Source organism: Actinomyces israelii DSM 43320, assembly GCF_000711965.1.
GTDB classification, from domain to species: Bacteria; Actinomycetota; Actinomycetes; order Actinomycetales; family Actinomycetaceae; genus Actinomyces; species Actinomyces israelii.
The window spans coordinates 139,428-155,977 of record NZ_JONS01000003.1; the positions used below are offsets into that span (position 1 = coordinate 139,428).

17 protein-coding genes are annotated in these 16,550 nt (G+C 70.8%); 4 read left to right on the forward strand and 13 right to left on the reverse strand.

The window, feature by feature from the left end; translation table 11 throughout:
* Positions 1-86 precede the first annotated feature (86 nt).
* The 4 genes from O145_RS02505 (at position 87) to O145_RS02520 (ending at position 3,831) form a co-directional block, all read left to right on the forward strand.
* Complete coding sequence (locus O145_RS02505; protein ID WP_324252489.1) at positions 87-1,073, forward strand: ABC transporter ATP-binding protein; 987 nt, start codon at positions 87-89, stop codon at positions 1,071-1,073.
* Positions 1,070-2,704, forward strand: coding sequence for a hypothetical protein (locus O145_RS02510; protein ID WP_052374565.1), 1,635 nt, complete (start codon positions 1,070-1,072; stop codon positions 2,702-2,704). Before O145_RS02505 ends, O145_RS02510 begins: the two co-directional genes overlap by 4 nt.
* A gap of 93 nt (positions 2,705-2,797) precedes the next feature.
* The gene (locus O145_RS02515; RefSeq protein ID WP_043559244.1) at positions 2,798-3,271 is read left to right on the forward strand and encodes a flavodoxin family protein; all 474 of its coding nucleotides are present in this window, start codon (positions 2,798-2,800) and stop codon (positions 3,269-3,271) included.
* 71 nt (positions 3,272-3,342) lie between these two features.
* Complete coding sequence (locus O145_RS02520) at positions 3,343-3,831, forward strand: hypothetical protein (protein ID WP_043559248.1); 489 nt, start codon at positions 3,343-3,345, stop codon at positions 3,829-3,831.
* On the opposite strand, the gene O145_RS02525 is transcribed toward O145_RS02520, so the two are convergent.
* The 13 genes from O145_RS02525 to O145_RS02585 all read right to left on the reverse strand — a co-directional run bounded on the left by O145_RS02525 (position 3,821) and on the right by O145_RS02585 (position 16,490).
* Complete coding sequence (locus O145_RS02525; protein ID WP_311136111.1) at positions 3,821-4,018, reverse strand: DUF350 domain-containing protein; 198 nt, start codon at positions 4,016-4,018, stop codon at positions 3,821-3,823. The genes O145_RS02520 and O145_RS02525 overlap by 11 nt on opposite strands.
* Positions 4,019-4,294: 276 nt before the next feature.
* Entirely contained in the window at positions 4,295-4,672 is a 378-nt protein-coding gene (locus tag O145_RS02530) for a metal-sulfur cluster assembly factor (protein ID WP_229118300.1), read from the reverse strand.
* A gap of 12 nt (positions 4,673-4,684) precedes the next feature.
* Entirely contained in the window at positions 4,685-5,197 is a 513-nt protein-coding gene (sufU, locus tag O145_RS02535) for a Fe-S cluster assembly sulfur transfer protein SufU (protein ID WP_043559256.1), read from the reverse strand.
* Between the two features lie 2 nt (positions 5,198-5,199).
* Positions 5,200-6,537, reverse strand: coding sequence for an aminotransferase class V-fold PLP-dependent enzyme (locus tag O145_RS02540; protein ID WP_043559259.1), 1,338 nt, complete (start codon positions 6,535-6,537; stop codon positions 5,200-5,202).
* A 72-nt stretch (positions 6,538-6,609) separates the two neighbouring features.
* The gene (sufC, locus tag O145_RS02545; protein WP_043559262.1) at positions 6,610-7,365 is read right to left on the reverse strand and encodes a Fe-S cluster assembly ATPase SufC; all 756 of its coding nucleotides are present in this window, start codon (positions 7,363-7,365) and stop codon (positions 6,610-6,612) included.
* A 65-nt stretch (positions 7,366-7,430) separates the two neighbouring features.
* A complete protein-coding gene (gene sufD / locus O145_RS02550) occupies positions 7,431-8,693 on the reverse strand; it encodes a Fe-S cluster assembly protein SufD (RefSeq protein ID WP_043559265.1) in 1,263 nt (420 codons plus the stop codon).
* Positions 8,694-8,785: 92 nt separating this feature from the next.
* Positions 8,786-10,225, reverse strand: coding sequence for a Fe-S cluster assembly protein SufB (gene sufB / locus O145_RS02555; RefSeq protein ID WP_043559267.1), 1,440 nt, complete (start codon positions 10,223-10,225; stop codon positions 8,786-8,788).
* Positions 10,222-10,953 (reverse strand): helix-turn-helix transcriptional regulator, encoded by a 732-nt coding sequence (locus O145_RS02560; protein ID WP_043559270.1) that lies wholly within the window; start codon positions 10,951-10,953, stop codon positions 10,222-10,224. Before O145_RS02560 ends, sufB begins: the two co-directional genes overlap by 4 nt.
* 282 nt (positions 10,954-11,235) lie before the next feature.
* The gene (locus O145_RS02565) at positions 11,236-12,189 is read right to left on the reverse strand and encodes a glycoside hydrolase family protein (protein WP_052374567.1); all 954 of its coding nucleotides are present in this window, start codon (positions 12,187-12,189) and stop codon (positions 11,236-11,238) included.
* A gap of 3 nt (positions 12,190-12,192) precedes the next feature.
* The gene (locus tag O145_RS02570; RefSeq protein WP_043559273.1) at positions 12,193-13,128 is read right to left on the reverse strand and encodes a carbohydrate ABC transporter permease; all 936 of its coding nucleotides are present in this window, start codon (positions 13,126-13,128) and stop codon (positions 12,193-12,195) included.
* Between the two features lies 1 nt (position 13,129).
* A complete protein-coding gene (locus O145_RS02575; protein WP_043559275.1) occupies positions 13,130-14,038 on the reverse strand; it encodes a carbohydrate ABC transporter permease in 909 nt (302 codons plus the stop codon).
* A 71-nt stretch (positions 14,039-14,109) separates the two neighbouring features.
* A complete protein-coding gene (locus tag O145_RS02580; protein ID WP_043559279.1) occupies positions 14,110-15,393 on the reverse strand; it encodes an extracellular solute-binding protein in 1,284 nt (427 codons plus the stop codon).
* 92 nt (positions 15,394-15,485) lie between these two features.
* Positions 15,486-16,490 (reverse strand): LacI family DNA-binding transcriptional regulator, encoded by a 1,005-nt coding sequence (locus tag O145_RS02585; RefSeq protein WP_043559282.1) that lies wholly within the window; start codon positions 16,488-16,490, stop codon positions 15,486-15,488.
* Positions 16,491-16,550: the final 60 nt, after the last annotated feature.

Consider the following 16,550-nt stretch of genomic DNA (forward strand, 5'->3'; position numbering starts at 1 on the left):
CGCCGGACCCGGGGACGGCGGCCGGGAACCCGCATCGACGGTGACATGGTTGTGTGCGACGCAGCGTCACACATGAGCCTGGGCTCATGATGTCGCACGCCAACCGCACCACCGCCATTGAGGTGAGCGGCCTGACCAAGATCTTCGGACGACTGCGGGCCGTCGATGGCCTCGACCTGGCGGTCCAGCCGGGACAGGTCCACGGATTCCTCGGCCCCAACGGAGCGGGCAAGTCCACCACCATCCGTGTCCTGCTGGGCATGTACCGCCGTGATGCCGGGACCGTCAGGGTCCTGGGCATGGATCCGCGCCGCGACGCCGCGGCGATCACCCGCACCACGGCCTATGTGCCCGGCGACGTGGCCCTGTGGCCGGGGTTGACCGGCGCCCAGACCCTGGACGCCCTGGCCGGGCTGCGCGGTGCGCGGGATCGACGGCGCGAGGAGGCGTTGGCCGAGGCCTTCAGCCTCGACCCCTCCAAACCGGTGCGCTCCTACTCCAAGGGGAATCGGCAGAAGGTCATGCTCGTGGCCGCGCTGTCCGCCCCCTGCGAGTTGCTCATCCTCGACGAGCCCACCAGCGGCCTGGACCCGCTGCAGTCGGAGGTTTTCATGGAAGCGGTGCGCCGGGCGGCCGACGAGGGCCGCACAGTCCTCATGTCCAGCCACATCATGGCCGAGGTCGATCGCCTCTGCGACGCGGTGACGATCATCAAGGACGGCCGAACCGTGGAGTCCGGGCCGATGGCCGAGCTGCGGCATCTGCGGGCCTCACGCATCACCTGCACGCTGCCGCCGGGAACCGATCTGTCGCTGAGGTCACCGGGCCTCCTGCGCCGCTTGCACGGGCGCATCGGCAGCAGAAGCGGCGTCACTGGTGCCGGCGCTGCTGCGCACTCGCTCGAGGCACTGCCCCAGCCCGACGAGCAGGGGCGCTTGTCCGCCTCGATCCCCGCCGCGCAGGTCTCCATGACCTTGAGGATCCTGGTGGACGCAGGGGCCCGGGAGCTGATCTGCTCCCCGGTGTCCCTGGATGAGGTATTCCTCGAGCACTACGAGGCGGCCGCCCGATGAGTACCGGTCGGATGCTGATCACGGTGGCGCACGCCGCACGGCTCGAGGCGGTCCAGGAGCGGGCATGGCTTGTGGCGCTCCCGGCGACGACGGCGGCTGCAACGGCTTTGTTGTCTCCCTCCTACGCCGATACCTACCGCACGCAGGCGGATCTTGCCAAGGCTGTGGCCTCCGCCCAGAACGCCGAGACCATGCGTTTCCTCTACGGCGACCTGTCCTCTACCGCCGGCGTCGTCCAGATCGCAGTGTGGGAGCTCGGGTCCCTGACCTGCCTCATGCTGGGCATTGTCGTCACGCTGCGCGCGGTGGCCCGGTCCCGGGGCGAGGAGGACCTGGGGCGCGCAGAGCTGCTTCACTCGGCTGGGGCGGGCCCGGGGGCGCGTCTGGCCGCTCAGGTCATGACGCTGGCCCTGGAGTGTCTGCTCCTGGGCGCCGCGGCCGGGGTCGGCCTGCTCGCACTCGACAAGACCGAGGGCGCGGACGCCGCGGCCTACGGGGCCGCGGTGACGGGAACCTGTCTTCTCCTGGCCTGCACCGCCCTGGTGGTGGGGCAGCTCGTCCAGGATGCCGCCGGTACGCGGGTCCTGTCCCTGTCTCTGCTGGGACTGCTGTTCGTCGGCTATGGCCTGCGCGCCTCCCAGGACTGGGACTGGGCGGGCCGGGTCTCACCCTTCCGACTGCGAGCCGCGATCGATCCCGGTGGGGAGAGCTCCTGGACCCCCTGCTTGTGGGCGATCGGCGGTTGCGTCGTCCTGATCGGGGCGGCCATCGCGCTCGCCGTCCATCGCGACCTGGGCCTGGGAGTGCTCCGCCTGCGCAGCCCCTGGTCCGGTCGTCGTCTGCACGTCACCGGACCGCTGAGCCTGACGTTGGAGCTGCGCTCCAGTCAGTGCCTGGCGTGGGCCGCAGCAACCGCTCTGGTCACCGGCATCCTGGTCTCCATGGGCGAGGGCGTGGTCGACCTGGTCCGCCAGGGAGCCGTCTCCGACGACAGCCCGCTCGGTTCGCTCATGGAGGGCAAGGACGCCGGGCAGGCCTTCCTGGCATATGTCGGCGCGATCGTCGGGTCCCTGGCCGCGGGGCAGGCGATCTCACTGGTCTCCTGTTACGGCGCCGATGAGATTGCAGGACGCCTTGAGGCGGCGCATGCGACGGGCATCCGCCCCTGGCGCTTGTTGCTGTCGTGGTGGCTCACCGCGTCCCTGGGAGCAGGGCTCTCCCTGGCCGCAGCGGCGCTGGTGGCATGGTTCCTCGGGGACTCCGCTCTGGACACGGATGCCTGGGATGCGCTGCGTCTGGTGGGCGGCCAGTGGCCCGCCGCGACCGCCGCCGCGGGTCTGACTGCGGGACTGTGCGGATCCGCTCCCCGCTGGCGCGGCCTGCCCTGGGTACTGGTCCTGGCGGGGCTGGGCATCACCCAGCTGGGCGGAGTACTGGGACTGTCCCAGAAGGTGAGAGACGCGGCCCCCTTCGCCCAGGCGGGCGAGAGCGGAAGCCTGTGGCTCATCGCCGTCGCGCTTGTGTGCCTGGGAGCGGGAGCCTTGAGGGTTGAGCAACGTGATATCGAGCTTCCGGCCTCCGGACGTGGCCTGCTGGCCGGCCTCTTGCCTACGACGCGGCGTCGCAGGTGAGGATCGGGACGTGCCCGGCGTCCCGCCAACCGCCCTGGCCATTCCTCCCACCACCATCGTCCGAGAACCGGACGCGATTGAAAGGAGACAGATGTGAAAGCACTGCTGATCGTGGAGTCCTGCTTCGGGAGCACCCGGGCACTCGCCGAGGAGACTGCAACAGGCTTGCGGGAGGGCGGCGCCCAGGCCGACATCGTCCCGGCATCCCAGGCACCACCGGCAGTCCCCGACGATGTTTCTCTCCTCATCCTGGCCGCCCCCACCCACAACCGGGGGCTGCCGACCCCGTCCTCCAGACGCTCGGCCCAGGCCAAGGGCGGATCCCCTGAGGAGCCCGGCATCCGCGAGTGGCTGGAGGCCGCGACCATCCCCGAGGGAGCGCGCGTGCTCGCCATCGACACGGTCACCCAGCGCAGCTGGATCAGCGGCTCCGCCGCCAAGCGGATCGCCAAGATGCTCGGGCGCCGGAACGTGGACACTCGCAGCTTCGTCGTCGCAAGCGGCCAGGGGCCTCTCACCGAGGAGGAGGCACGGGCGGCCCGCACCTGGGCCGCTGGACTCGTCTGACGCGCTGCTTCCCGAGGCCCCCAACGGCCGCCCTCCTCACCCACCACCCCGAATCCGTCACAGGAGTTCTCATGCCAATCACATCGTCCGCACCATCGACGCGATACGAAGCGAACGCGCCGACGTCGACCGGCCCAGCACCGCAAGCCTTCGGCCCGGCCTGGGCGTCAGTGATCGCGGGTGTCATCCTGGCGGCCGCGGCCCTGGTCGACCAGCTGATCGGGCACTGGACGGCCCGCGACAGCGAGGCGCACTACGCCCCCTTCGGCACGCTCCCCGACCCGGCGGTGCTGACGACCTTCTTGGCCGTCAGCGCCCTGGTCTTCGCCGCATGCATGTACCCGGCGGTCCGTCAGGCCCGGCGGGGCCGGCACGTGCGCGCGGCACTCACCTCGGGGGCGTGCGTCCTCGTCTGGGGCGCCGTCGCCGCCGTGGCGAGCCTCGCCTACGAGTACGGCGACTACGTCCTGTCACCCGCGTGGCGGCTCGGGCCCTGGCTGCTCCCCCTGGCGGCCCTGGGCGCCGCGATCCGTTCCGGGAAGGCGGGGCTCAGGCGCTGATGGTCGCCGAGATAATGATGGCGATCGCAATGGCGGTCCCCGCGAAGGCCAGGCCGAGCCCCGGGTTCTGATCCTCGATCAGCTCCCTGCGAAGATCCAGCTTGAAGATCAGGTTGATCAGCCAGGCGAAGAGCATGAGAAGCAGGACGCCCAGGACCGCATAGAGCACGGTGGCGAGAATGACCATTCCGTTGAGCCCAGCCGGCAGTCCCGAGTCATCGGCCGTGCTCACGGCCGTGCTCACGAGCTGGTGCATGGAGCCTCCCCCTTCATCGCTTCCTCAGTACTTCTCAGTATCTCGGTATCTCGGCGCTCGCTGAGCGGATACTCGCGGAACGCATGGACGGACCCTAGCAAGGGCGCTCGAAGGCGGGCAATACACGGTCCGCCCGCCGCCGTGGGGAGATCTCCCCGACCCTGCCGCCGGAACCGGCTCGCCCGAGTACGGCCCGCGGCACCCGGTTCAGACGTTGAAGCCCAGAGCGCGCAGCTGCTCGCGGCCCTCGGGGGTGATCTTGTCCGGGCCCCACGGCGGCAGCCACACCCACTGGATGCGGACCTTGTCGGCGATGAGGCCGAGGGCCTGCTGGGCCTGCTCCTCGATGACGTCGGTCAGCGGGCAGGCCGCGGTCGTCAGCGTCATGTCGAGCACGATCGTGCCGTCGGGCTCGATGGCGACGCCGTAGAGCAGGCCGAGGTCGACGACGTTGATGCCGAGCTCGGGGTCGATGACGTCGCGCAGGGCCTCCTCGATCGCCGCGACGTCGGCATCGCCGCCGACGGCCGGGGTGTGCTGGGCGGCCATGGGGTTGTCCGGGCCGGCGGCACGGGTCTCGCTCATCATGGCTCCTCCTTAGGTTGATGGTGAGGTCGCGTGAGATTCAGGGGCGTCCGGCCGGGCCCGGTCAGGCCCGGCCGGCGGCACCGCGCCGGCCTTGACCAGGGCGTCCTTGAGCGCCATCCACCCCAGGAGGGCGCACTTGACGCGGTTGGGGTACTTCGAGACGCCCTCGAAGGCGGCGCCGTCCTCGAGCTCGTCCAGGACGGCGTCCCCCACGCCGCGTCCGCGGGAGTGCATGAGGACGTCGAAGTCCTTCTCCAGGCGGGCGACCGTGGCCAGGTCGGCGCCGTCGACGAGGTCGTGCATGACGGAGATGGAGGCCTGGGAGATCGAGCAGCCGTCGCCCTCCCAGCCCACGGCGATGACCCTGCCGTCCCGGACGCGCACCCCCAGCTCGATGTCGTCGCCGCAGGTGGGGTTGACCTGGTGGCTGGTCGCGTCGGGATCGGTCAGGGCTCCATGCCCGTGCCGCTCGCGGGAGTGGTCGAGGATCACCTGCTGGTAGAGCTGGTCGAGGTCGTTCATGCTCACCTTCGGAAGTAGCTGCGGACCGAGGCGACGGCCTCGAGGAGGCGATCGGCCTCGGCGGAGGTGCTGGTCGGCCCGAAGGATACCCGCGACGAGGACGCCACGCCGAAGTGCGCGTGGATCGGCTGGGCGCAGTGGTGCCCGGTGCGCACGGCCACGCCGGCGGCGTCGAGGACCTGCCCGACGTCGTGGGGGTGGACGCCGGCGACGGTGAAGGCGACGACGCCGAGGCGCCCGGTCGTGTCGGCCGGGCCCAGCAGGCGCACTCCCTCGATGGCGGCGAGCCCGTCGAGCACCCGCCGGGTGAGCGCCAGCTCCCCCGCGTGGAGGCGGTCCATGCCCAGTCGCGCCAGGTAGCCGACCGCCGTGCCCCAGCCCGCCGCCTGGGCCAGCGGCTGGCTGCCGGCCTCGAACCGGGCGGGGGCGGGCATGTAGGTCGAGGACTCCATGGTGACGACCTCGATTATGGAGCCGCCGGTGAGCACCGGCGGCATGGCGTCGAGCAGCGCCTCGGTGGCCACCAGCGCGCCGACGCCGGTGGGGCCGAGCATCTTGTGGCTGGAGAGGGCCATGGCGTCCACGCCGGCGTCGGACAGGGCGGCGAAGTCGAGCGGCAGGTGGGCCGCCGACTGGCAGGTGTCCAGCACGACGAGCGCGCCGGCCGCGCGGGCCGCCGGCAGGATGTCTGCCAGGGGCGTGATCGCCCCGGTGACGTTCGAGGCGTGGGTCAGGGCGAGCACGCGGGTGCGGTCGGTGACGGCGTCGGCTGTGGCCGGGTCGATGCGCCCGTCCTCGGTCAGGTCGAGCCAGCGCAGGCCCGCCCCGGTGCGGGCGGCGAGCTCCTGCCAGGGCACGAGGTTGGCGTGGTGCTCAGCGCGGGTGACGACGATCTCGTCGCCCGCACCGACCGCCAGACGGCGGGCGGGGTCGGCGTCGTCCGCGGCCGCCCCCCCGCGCGCGGCGGGACGGCCGAGGCTGGCGTGCCCGATCGCCAGGGCCACGAGGTTGATCGCCTCGGTCGCGTTCTTGGTGAAGACGAGCTGGCCGCCCCGGGCGCCGACGAAGGCGGCGACGGCGTCGCGGGCGTCCTCCCAGGACTGGGTGGCCTCGTCGGCGATCTGGTAGGTGGAGCGCCCGGCCGCGCCGTTGCTCAGGGAGAGGAACTCCGCCTCCCGGGCCATGACGCAGGAGGGCTTCTGAGACGTCGCGGCCCAGTCGAGGTAGGCCAGCGGCTCCCCGTTGCGGGCGGGCCGCTCCAGGTAGGGGAAGTCGGCGCGGACGGCGTCGACCTCGGCCGCGGTCAGCGGCCGGACCGCCTCCGGATCGTGCAGTGTCATGGGTATTGCGCCTCCTGGCGAGAATCGGGCAGCGGCTGAGGGCACAGGCGGGCGGGCCGTGCCCCGAGCGCCTCAGGACAGGGAGAGGTAACGGTCGTAGCCCTCCAGCTCGAGGCGCTCGGCCAGGTCGGGGCCGCCCTCCTCGGCGACGTGGCCGGCCACGAAGACGTGGACGTGGCTGGGCGTGATGTAGCGCAGGATGCGCGTGTAGTGGGTGATGAGGAGAAAGCCGGCCTCGGAGGAGTCGTGGAGGCGGTTGACGCCCTCGGAGACGATGCGCAGGGCGTCGATGTCCAGGCCGGAGTCGGTCTCGTCGAGCACGGCGAAGCGGGGCTGCAGCAGCTCCATCTGGAGGATCTCGAAGCGCTTCTTCTCGCCTCCGGAGAATCCGGCGTTGACGTCGCGCTGGGAGAAGGAGGAGTCCATGCGCAGGTTCTTCATGGCCTCGTTGACCTGGCTGACCCACTGGCGGACCTTGGGCGCATGGCCGTCGATGGCGGTCTTGGCGGTGCGCAGGAAGTTGGCGACGGTGACGCCGGGGACCTCGACGGGGTACTGCATGGCCAGGAAGAGGCCGGCGCGGGCGCGCTCGTCCACGCTCATCTCCAGCAGGTCGACGCCGTCGAGGAGGACCTGGCCGTCGGTGACCTCGTAGTCGGGGTGGCCGGCGATGGAGTAGGCCAGGGTCGACTTGCCCGAGCCGTTGGGGCCCATGATGGCGTGGACCTCGCCGGATCCGACCGAGAGGTTGACGCCCTTGAGAATGGGCTTGGGACCGTCGTTGGTGGCGACCTGGACGTGGAGGTTGTTGATCTCGAGAGTGCTCATGTGTGTTCTTCCGGGGGAAAGTCTGTTCAATGTGTCGTGGGGGCGGGTGCCGCCGCTCTCAGGGCTCAGGCCGTGTCGTCAGAGTCGTCAGAGTCGTCAGAGTCGTCGGGCTCGCGGGCGGAGACGAGGCCGGTGAGCTCGAGCTCCTTCTCAATGGCGGCCATGAGCCGCTCCTCGACCTCGGGGACGCCGATCTCGGCGACGATCTCGTTGAAGAAGCCCAGGACGACCAGGCGGCGGGCCTCGATCTCGGGGATGCCGCGGGCGCGCAGGTAGAACAGCTGCTGGTCGTCGAAGCGGCCGGTGGCGCTGGCGTGGCCCGCCCCTTCGATATTGCCGTTCTCGATCTCGAGGTTGGGGATGGAGTCGGCCTTGGCGCCCTCGGTCAGGACGAGGTTGCGGTTGAGCTCGTAGGTGTCGGTGCCGCGGGCGCCGGCGCCGATGAGGCAGTCCCCCACCCACACGGCGTGGGCGCCCCTGCCCTGGAGGGCGCCCTTGTAGGTGATGCGCGAGTAGCAGTGCGGCTCGGTGTGGGCGACGTAGGGGCGGTGCTCCTGGTGCTGGCCGGCGTCGGTGAAGTAGACGCCGAAGGCCTCGATGCGCCCGCCCTCCCCGCAGAAGCCGAGGTCGGAGCAGATGCGCACGTCCCCGCCGAGGCTCACGACGACGTGCCTGAGGACGCCGTGCCCCTCAACGCGCACCCGGTGGTTGGAGGCGTGGACGGCGGCGTCCTCCCAGCCTTGGACGGTCACCAGGGTCAGCTCGGCGCCGTCGGCGACGGCGACCTCCACGCCCTGGGTCAGCGCCGCGGTGCCGGTGTGGTCCAGGAGCACCGTGCCCCTGGCGCCCGGCTGCGCGGCGATGTGGATGTGCTGGGCGGTGGGGAGGTCGAGACCCGGGTCGTGGCCCGCAACGGTCAGGCGGACGGCGCGGTCCAGCTCGGCGCCGGCGGTGAGCGTCAGCACGGTGGCCTCGGTGAAGCCGGCCCAGGCCGTGATGCCGGTGCGGTCCACGGGCGCGCCGACGGAGCCGATGCGGGCGTCGTCGCGGGTGACGGTCTCGACCGTGACGCCCCGGGGGGCGTCCACGGCGGCGTCGAGGGCCCCGCCCCCGCCGGTCGCCGCGCGGACGGCCTCGAGGTCGAACAGGGGGGCGAAGCGCCTCATGGGGGTGAAGCGCCACTCCTCCTCGCGGCCGCCCGGCACCGGGATGTCGGCCGGCTCGAAGGACGTGGGCCGGTCGGCCCGCGAGGAGACGTAACGGGCGGGGCCGTGGGAGTGTGCTCCCTCCAGCGACGCGTGCGAGTGGTCGGTGAGAAGATCGGGCATTGAGCACTCCTGTGCCGGGCGGTGCCCGGCGGCTGGTGGGATCATGATGAGGACGTGGGCGAGGCCGGCGGGAGCCGGTGGTGTCGGCGGCCTCAGCCCACCGAGTTCTCCATCTGCAGCTCGATGAGGCGGTTGAGCTCCAGGGCGTACTCCATGGGCAGCTCGCGGGCGATGGGCTCGACGAAGCCGCGCACGATGGTGGCCATGGCCTCGGTCTCGGTCAGCCCGCGCTGCATGAGGTAGAAGAGCTGGTCGGCGCTCACCTTGGACACGGTCGCCTCGTGGCCCATCTCGACGTCGTCGGTGCGCACGTCCACGTAGGGGTAGGTGTCGGAGCGCGAGATCTCATCGACCAGCAGGGCGTCGCACAGGACGTTGGACTTGGAGTGGCGGGCGTTCTTCAGGATCTGGACCAGCCCCCGGTAGCCGGAGCGGCCCCCGCCCCGGGAGATCGACTTGGAGACGATGTGGCTGGAGGTGTGGGGCGCCATGTGGATCATCTTGGCGCCGGTGTCCTGGTGCTGCCCCTCGCCGGCGAAGGCGATGGACAGGGCCTCGCCGCGGGCGTGGGGCCCCATGAGGAAGACGGCCGGGTACTTCATGTTGCGCTTGGAGCCGATATTGCCGTCGACCCACTCCATGGTGGCGCCCTCGGCGCAGGTGGCCCGCTGAGTGACGAGGTTGTAGACGTTGTTGGACCAGTTCTGGATGGTCGTGTAGCGCACGCGGGCGTTCTTCTTGACGATGATCTCCACGATCGCCGCGTGCAGGGAGTCCGTGGAGTAGATGGGGGCGGTGCAGCCCTCGACGTAGTGCACGTAGGAGTCCTCGTCGGCGATAATGAGCGTGCGCTCGAACTGGCCCATGTTCTCGGTGTTGATGCGGAAGTAGGCCTGGAGGGGGATCTCGACGTGGACGCCGGGCGGCACATAGATGAAGGAGCCGCCGGACCACACGGCCGTGTTGAGCGCGGCGAACTTGTTGTCCCCGGCGGGGATCACGGTGCCGAAGTACTCGCGCACCAGCTCGGGATGCTCCTTGAGGGCGGTGTCGGTGTCGAGGAAGATGACGCCCTGCTGCTCCAGGTCGCCGCGGATCTGGTGGTAGACGACCTCGGACTCGTACTGGGCGGCGACCCCGGACACGAGCCGCTCGCGCTCGGCCTCGGGGATGCCGATACGTTCGTAGGTGGTCTTGATGTCCTCGGGCAGGTCGTCCCAGGACGTGGCGGGCCGGTCGGTGGAGCGCACGAAGTACTTGACCTCGTCCAGGTCGAGGGGCGAGAGGTCGATGCCCCAGGTCGGCATGGGTTTGCGCTCGAAGATCTCGTACGCCTTGAGCCGCTTGGCGAGCATCCACTCCGGTTCGCCCTTGAGCGCCGAGATCTCCCGAACGACCTGCTCGTCGAGACCGCGCCTGGCATTCCGGCCGGCCTCGTCGGAGTCGTGCCAGCCGAAGTCGTAGGTGGTCGAGATCGAGTCGATGATCTCGTCGTCGCTCACGCGAGGCGCATCGGTCGTGGGTAGTGTCATCGGGTTCCTTCCGTTCGCTGGGCCCGGGCCCTGCGGGTGTGCGCCGCCCGCACGGCGCGCCTGCGCAGGGTCGGCATGGCTATGGGAATGTGAGTGGTGCACACGTGCTCGCCCCCGGCCAGAGTGGCCAGGCGCTGTACGGGCACGCCCAGGAGCCGGGAGAAGGCCTGGGTCTCGGCCTCGCACAGCTCGTGGAACTTGCCGGCGACGTCGCGCACGGGGCAGTGCCCCTGGCACAGCTGGACAGCGTAGGTGCCGTCTCCGACATCGCGAATGGTGGCCGCGTAACCGTCCAGGGTCAGGGCGTCGGCCAGCGCGCGGGCCCGGTCGGCCGGGTCCTTGCCGGCCGCCTCGACGACCGACATGTACCGCCGTTCGAGGTCCCGCCCGCGCGAGGCGGCGAAGGAGTCCAGCGCCTTGTCCCCGGCGACCTGCTGGAGGTAGGACAGGGCCCGGTTGGCGATCTCGGAGTAGCCCTCGGCGAAGGTGGTCCGGGCGGCGCGGGTGGCCACATAGTGGCGGGCCGGCCGCCCGCGTCCGCGCTTTCCGGGCGGGGCCGCGGTGTGCACCTGGATCTCGCCGTCCTCCTCCAGGGCCGTGATGTGGCGTCGGACGGCCGCCGGGGTCAGGGAGAGGATCTTGGCGAGCTGCGCGGCGGACACGGGGCCCTTGGCGACAATGAGATCGAGGACGCGGGCACGCGTGGAGTCGTCATCGGCGTGACTCATGCCTGCCCCTCCTTCGCCGCGTCGGTTCCACAAGCGATGGGCCACCGGGTCGGCCGGTGTCTCCATCCAACTTTAACCAAGATCTTCCTTCCCATATTCAACGCTGGCAAGTTCCAGACGCCCTGTCTCGACGTGGAATCGAGCACGCATGACGCACAAAAGCGAATCGCGTTCACGATTATTTCGCCAATGGCGGAAACCGGTCGGGCGGATGCGGAGCGCGCCCGGCGGCGGGGTCGGCCCCGGTGGTGGCGGCCCGGCCCCGCCGCGAGAAGACGCGAGTCAGGCCCGCCGGGACGCGGGCCGCGGCGCCGCGCCTCGGTCCCGCTCGACGAGCCGGACCTCCCGCCAGGGGATCGGGTCGGGCGCGCAGCCGACGAAGACGCCGTCGACCGTGTCGGTGAAGCCCGTGAAGACCCACTCGCCGTCGCGCAGGCGGAGCAGCTGGCCGGCGTAGAGGTGCTCGGGGCGCACGTAGCGGGCGCGGTCGACGTCCCAGGGGCCGAGCGGTCCGCCCCCCTCGGCGACCCAGACGCCGCCGGGCCCCGGCTCGGCCTGCATGTCCTGCCCGCAGGAGAAGACCAGCAGGTGGTGTCCCTGCACCGTCCGGGACTGGCTGACCTCCAGATGGCCGAACACGGACGGCCCGGTCAGCGGGGGCGCCACCTCCCAGTGGTCCAGGTCGTCGGAGACCGCGTGGCCGACGACGCCCGCGTGCTTGACGTCCGCGCCCTTGGCGCGAGCCGTGATCAGCATGTGCCACCGCCCGTCGTCGTGGAGGAACACGAACGGGTCGCGCCAGGCCTCGTCGTAGCCGCAGCCCGGGGCCCACTTCTGGTACCAGCGCCCGTCGGCCACCAGCGGCTCGCTCGTCGCGCGCTCGAACGTGACGCCGTCGGCGCAGTCCGCCCAGCCGATGCGCTGGACCATCCCCGCCTCGGCGCGGGAGATCCCCGTGTAGAACACCCGCAGGGAGCCGTCGGGCCTGACCACGGTGGACCCGGTCCAGACCGCCCTGTCGTCGAAGGCGGGGCCCTCGCGGGCCACCAGCGCGTCCGGGACCAGCTCCCAGCTGCGGGCGTCGTCGGACACCGCGTGCCCCATCGACGCGTTCATGTGGCGGCGCTGGGGGTCGTGCAGCGCCCGCGAGGCGCGCAGGAAGAACAGGTGGTACCGCTCGCCGTCGTCGGCGATCCAGTGGTCCCACAGCCAGTGGTCGGGCAGGCGCAGCGCCACGGCTCAGCCCTTGACCGCGGTGCCGGCCAGCGACTGCACGAAGGAGCGCTGGAACAGGACGAAGACGACCAGCACCGGCAGGGTGATGAGCGTGCCGTAGGCCATGATCTGGCCCCATACGGGGTTGAGCTGGAAGAAGTACTGCATTCCCACGCTCACCGGGCGTATGGACTCCGCCTGGACGACCATGAGCGGCCACAGGTAGGAGTTCCAGGCCGGCAGCATGGTGATGATGGCGACAGTGGCGAAGGTCGGCCCGGACAGGGGCACCACGATCCGCCGGTAGATCGTCCACCAGCCGGCGCCGTCGACCCGGGCGGCCTCGTCGATCTCCTTGGGGATGTCGCCGAAGTGCTGGGCGAAAAGGAAGATCGCCAGCGCGTTGGCCACGAAGGGCAGGATCTGCACCTGGTAGGTGTTGAGCATCCCCTGCTTGAGCAGGAAGCCGTCGCCCGCCCAGGTGACCGAGGGCAGCTTGACCACCCAGTACACCAGGGGGACCGCGATGGTCTCGAAGGGGACCATGAGGGTGGCCAGGACCAGGGAGAGCACGAGGTTCTTGCCCCTCCACCGCATGCGCGAGATGGCGAAGCCGATCATCGAGTTGACCACGAGGCCCAGGCCCACGATGCACGCGGTGACGATGACCGAGTTGAGGATGAACCTGCCCGCGGGGACGCGCTCGAAGACGCCCGTGTAGTTCTCCAGGCTCAGGCGGCCCACCGGCAGGAAGGCCCTGAGGCCGCCCAGGTCGGCGAAGATCTGGTCGTCGGTCTTGAGCGAGGAGAACACCATGAACAGCAGCGGGAAGACGGCCAGGGCGGAGGCGATCACGAGTCCGGCGTAGGTGAGGATCCTGGCGCGGGTCCTGGAGGCCGCCCGGCCGTGCCCCTTCTCGACGGCGGTGCGGCCGGCGGTGCCCGTGTTGCTGGTGGTCATGTCAGTCCTTCTCCCGGGTGAGGCGGCGCTGGATGAGCGAGATGGCGAGCACGGCCAGGAAGAAGATCAGGGAGATCGCGCTCCCGTAGCCCATGTCCTGCTCGCGGTAGCCCTTGCGCACGGCGTGGTAGACGAGGGTGGATGTCGCGTCCTGCGGCCCGCCGGAGGTCATGACGTCGACCTGGACGAACAGGCCCAGGGCCGCGATGGTGATGGTGACCAGGATGAACACCATGGTGGAGCGCAGTCCGGGCCAGGTCACGTAGCGGAAGCGCTGCCAGCCGCCCGCGCCGTCGAGGTCGGCGGCCTCGTAGAGGGCGGGGTCGATGCCCTGCAGGCCCGACAGCCAGATGATCATGTGCAGGCCCACGGCCTGCCAGATGGACAGCACGATGATCGCGGGCATGGCGGTGCCCGGGTTGTTGAGCCAGGCCACGGCGGTCCAGGCGCCGCCGGTGATGGTGTTGAGCGCGGAGTTGAACAGGCCGTCGTCCTCGTAGAAGAAGCTCCACAGGATGGAGACGACGACCATGGAGGTGACCACCGGCATGAAGATCATGGTGCGGAAGGCCGTCACCCCCTTGACCTTGGCGTTGACCAGGATGGCCAGGGCGAGGGCCAGGGCGGACTGGCAGGGCACGACGACCAGGGCGAAGAGCGCCGTGTTGGTCAGGGACCGGATGAAGGACGAGTCGCCGGTGAATGCGCGGATGAAGTTGTTCAGGCCCACGAAGCTCGGCGGGCGGGGCGAGATGAGACGCGCGTTGGTGAAGGACAGGAGGAATGTCAGCAGGATGGGGATGCCCATGAAGAGCAGCAGGAGGATGAGCGCCGGCGAGGACATGAGCCAGGCCTGGCGCGCCTCCCTGCGCAGCGCGGACCGGCGCCCCTTGCGCCTGTCAGTTGACATAGGTGGTCTTCCCTTCCCGGCAAGGCGGCGCCCCGCCGGATCGCATGGATCGGAGCTGGGTGGGGCCGCGGTTACTCGGCCCGGTAGCCGTCGTTGGCCCTGATGTCGGCGTCGATGTCCTTGACGGCCTGGTCGAGCGTCTTGCGGACGTCGGCGCCGGAGACGATGTCGTGGAGGGCCTTGTCGACGACCGAGGAGATGACCTTGTAGCCGGGCGTCGCCGGCCGCAGGAGCGCGTAGGCCTTGCCGATCTCGTAGACGGGCTCCAGGGGCCTGCCCGCCCCGTAGTTCTGGGTGCCGGGGATGGCGGACTCGATCGACGGGTAGGTGCCGATGGCGTCGGAGTACATCACGAGGTAGTCGTCCTGCATGAGGAACTCGATGAACCTGGTCGCCGTCTCCTGGTTCTTCGAGCTCGCCGAGACCGCCCACTGCCACGAGCCGCCTCCGACCCTCGCGCCCTTGCCGAAGTCGACCGGCGGGAGGATGAGGACCTCCTCGGCGCCGAAGGTCTCCTGCGCCTTGAGGACCTTCCAGCCGCCGGCGTAGACCATGGGGACCTTGCCCTGGAGGAAGTCGGTGCCGTCCGTCCCGGGGGTCTGGGAGGCCAGGCCGTCGGCGAACAGGCTGCGGAACCAGGTGCCGAAGGCGACGGCGTCGGAGCCGTTGAGGAACCCGTCGGCGGTGGTGAGGGTGTCGCGGTCGATAATGTCGCCGCCGAAGGACTGGAGCATGGGCGCGTAGGCGTAGGGCCACCACTCGGCGGTGTCCCACACGCTCATGTCAACGGCGAGCTCGTAGTCGGGCAGCTCGGAGAGCCTCTTGAGGGCGGCGTCGAACTCGGCCCTGGTCCAGGGCCTGGCGATGGTCGGGGCGGTGATGCCGGCCGCCTGGAAGGCGGATCTGCGGGCCAGGAAGCACAGCGAGGTGTCGTAGGGGCCGACCGAGTAGAGGGCGCCGTTGAAGTGGCCCTTGGCGGAGTCCACCATCGCGTCCGTCAGCGAGGTCGGGAGGTCCAGCTGCGCCAGGTAGCCGGACCATGCCCAGTTCGGCATGATCGGGCCGTCGAGGTCGAGGATGTCGGGGAGCTCGTGCGCGGCGGCGGCCGTGACGATGGAGTCGTTGTAGACCGCCTGCGGGAACGCCGTGATCTGGATCTTCGTGCCGGGGTTGGCCGCGTTGAAGTCGTTGGCGATCGTCTCGATGACCGCGTACTCGTCGGTGCCGCCGGCGCTGTGGGTCCACAGCGTCAGCGTGCCGGGCCTGGACCCGCCCTGGGATGAGCAGGCGGACAGGGCCGCGCTCGCCGCGGCGGTGGCTCCGAGGCCGAGAAGTGCTCGGCGGCTGGGAAACATGGGCGCTCCTTCGTGTCTACTGTGTCTACCTGGTGGGTGCGGGTCGCCGGTCCACTGGATCCGGCGGTGTGCGGCGGGTGCGCGCCCGGGGGTCAGGCGCCGCCGGGCGGTGCGGTGGAGGCCCGCTCGACGAGCTCGCAGTGAAACCGGATGGTGGCCGGCGGGTCGGGCAGGGTGCGGTCGATCAGGCCCCTGACGAGCCAGTCCGCCATCTCGTAGTGGGGCAGGCGCATGGTGGTCAGTGGCGGGGCCAGGTTGGTGGAGATTAGGGCCAGGTCGTCGAAGCCGACGACGGACAGCTCGGCGGGGATGCGCAGGCCCAGCCGGGCGGCCTGCCTGTAGACGGCGGCGGCGATCTCGTCCTTGAAGCAGAAGACGGCGGTGGGGCGGTCGCTCCGCTCCAGGGCGGCCCGGGCGGCGGCGTCGGCGCCGGCGGGGGTGCTCGGGCCGGAGATGACCAGGCCCGCATCGGTCTCAAGCCCCGCCTCGGCCAGCGCCCGCTCGTAGCCGGCCCGGCGCAGGCCGACGGCGATGGCGCCGGAGTCATCGGTCACGTAGGCGATGCGCCGGTGGCCGAGGCCGATCAGGTGCCGCGCCGCCTCCCAGCCGGCGGTCTCCTCGTCGGGCACCACGCCGACGACGTCGTCGCGGTCGGTGAAGCCGTTGAGGACGGCCACGTTGGCGGCCTCCGGCGGGACGCGCACCTCCTGGTGGTACATCGCGGCGTGGATGATGGCATCGACCCGGCGGGACCGCAGCTCGCGCACGGCTCGGCGGGTCTGCTCCTCCTGACCGCCGGAGTCGGTGAGCAGGACGGACCAGCCGAGCTCGCGGCTGGCGGTCAGGATGGCGTCGATCATGGCGACCGCGTAGGGGGTGGACAGGACCTGCTCCCCCAGGACGCCGACGGTGCGGGTCCTGCGGTTGCGCATGCCCCCCGCGAGGGCGTCGCGCACGTAGGACATGGAGTCCGCGGTGAGGCGGACGCGCTCGGCGGTCTTGCGGGAGACCCGTCCCTTGTCCTTTCCGGACAGGACGAGCGAGGCGGTGGCGGTGGACACGCCCGCCGCGGCGGCCACTTCGACGAGGGTCGTCATCGCCCTCCTTCCCGGGTCGGAAGCGCGCCGGGCCCGCGGCCCGGCTGGAACAATCATGCC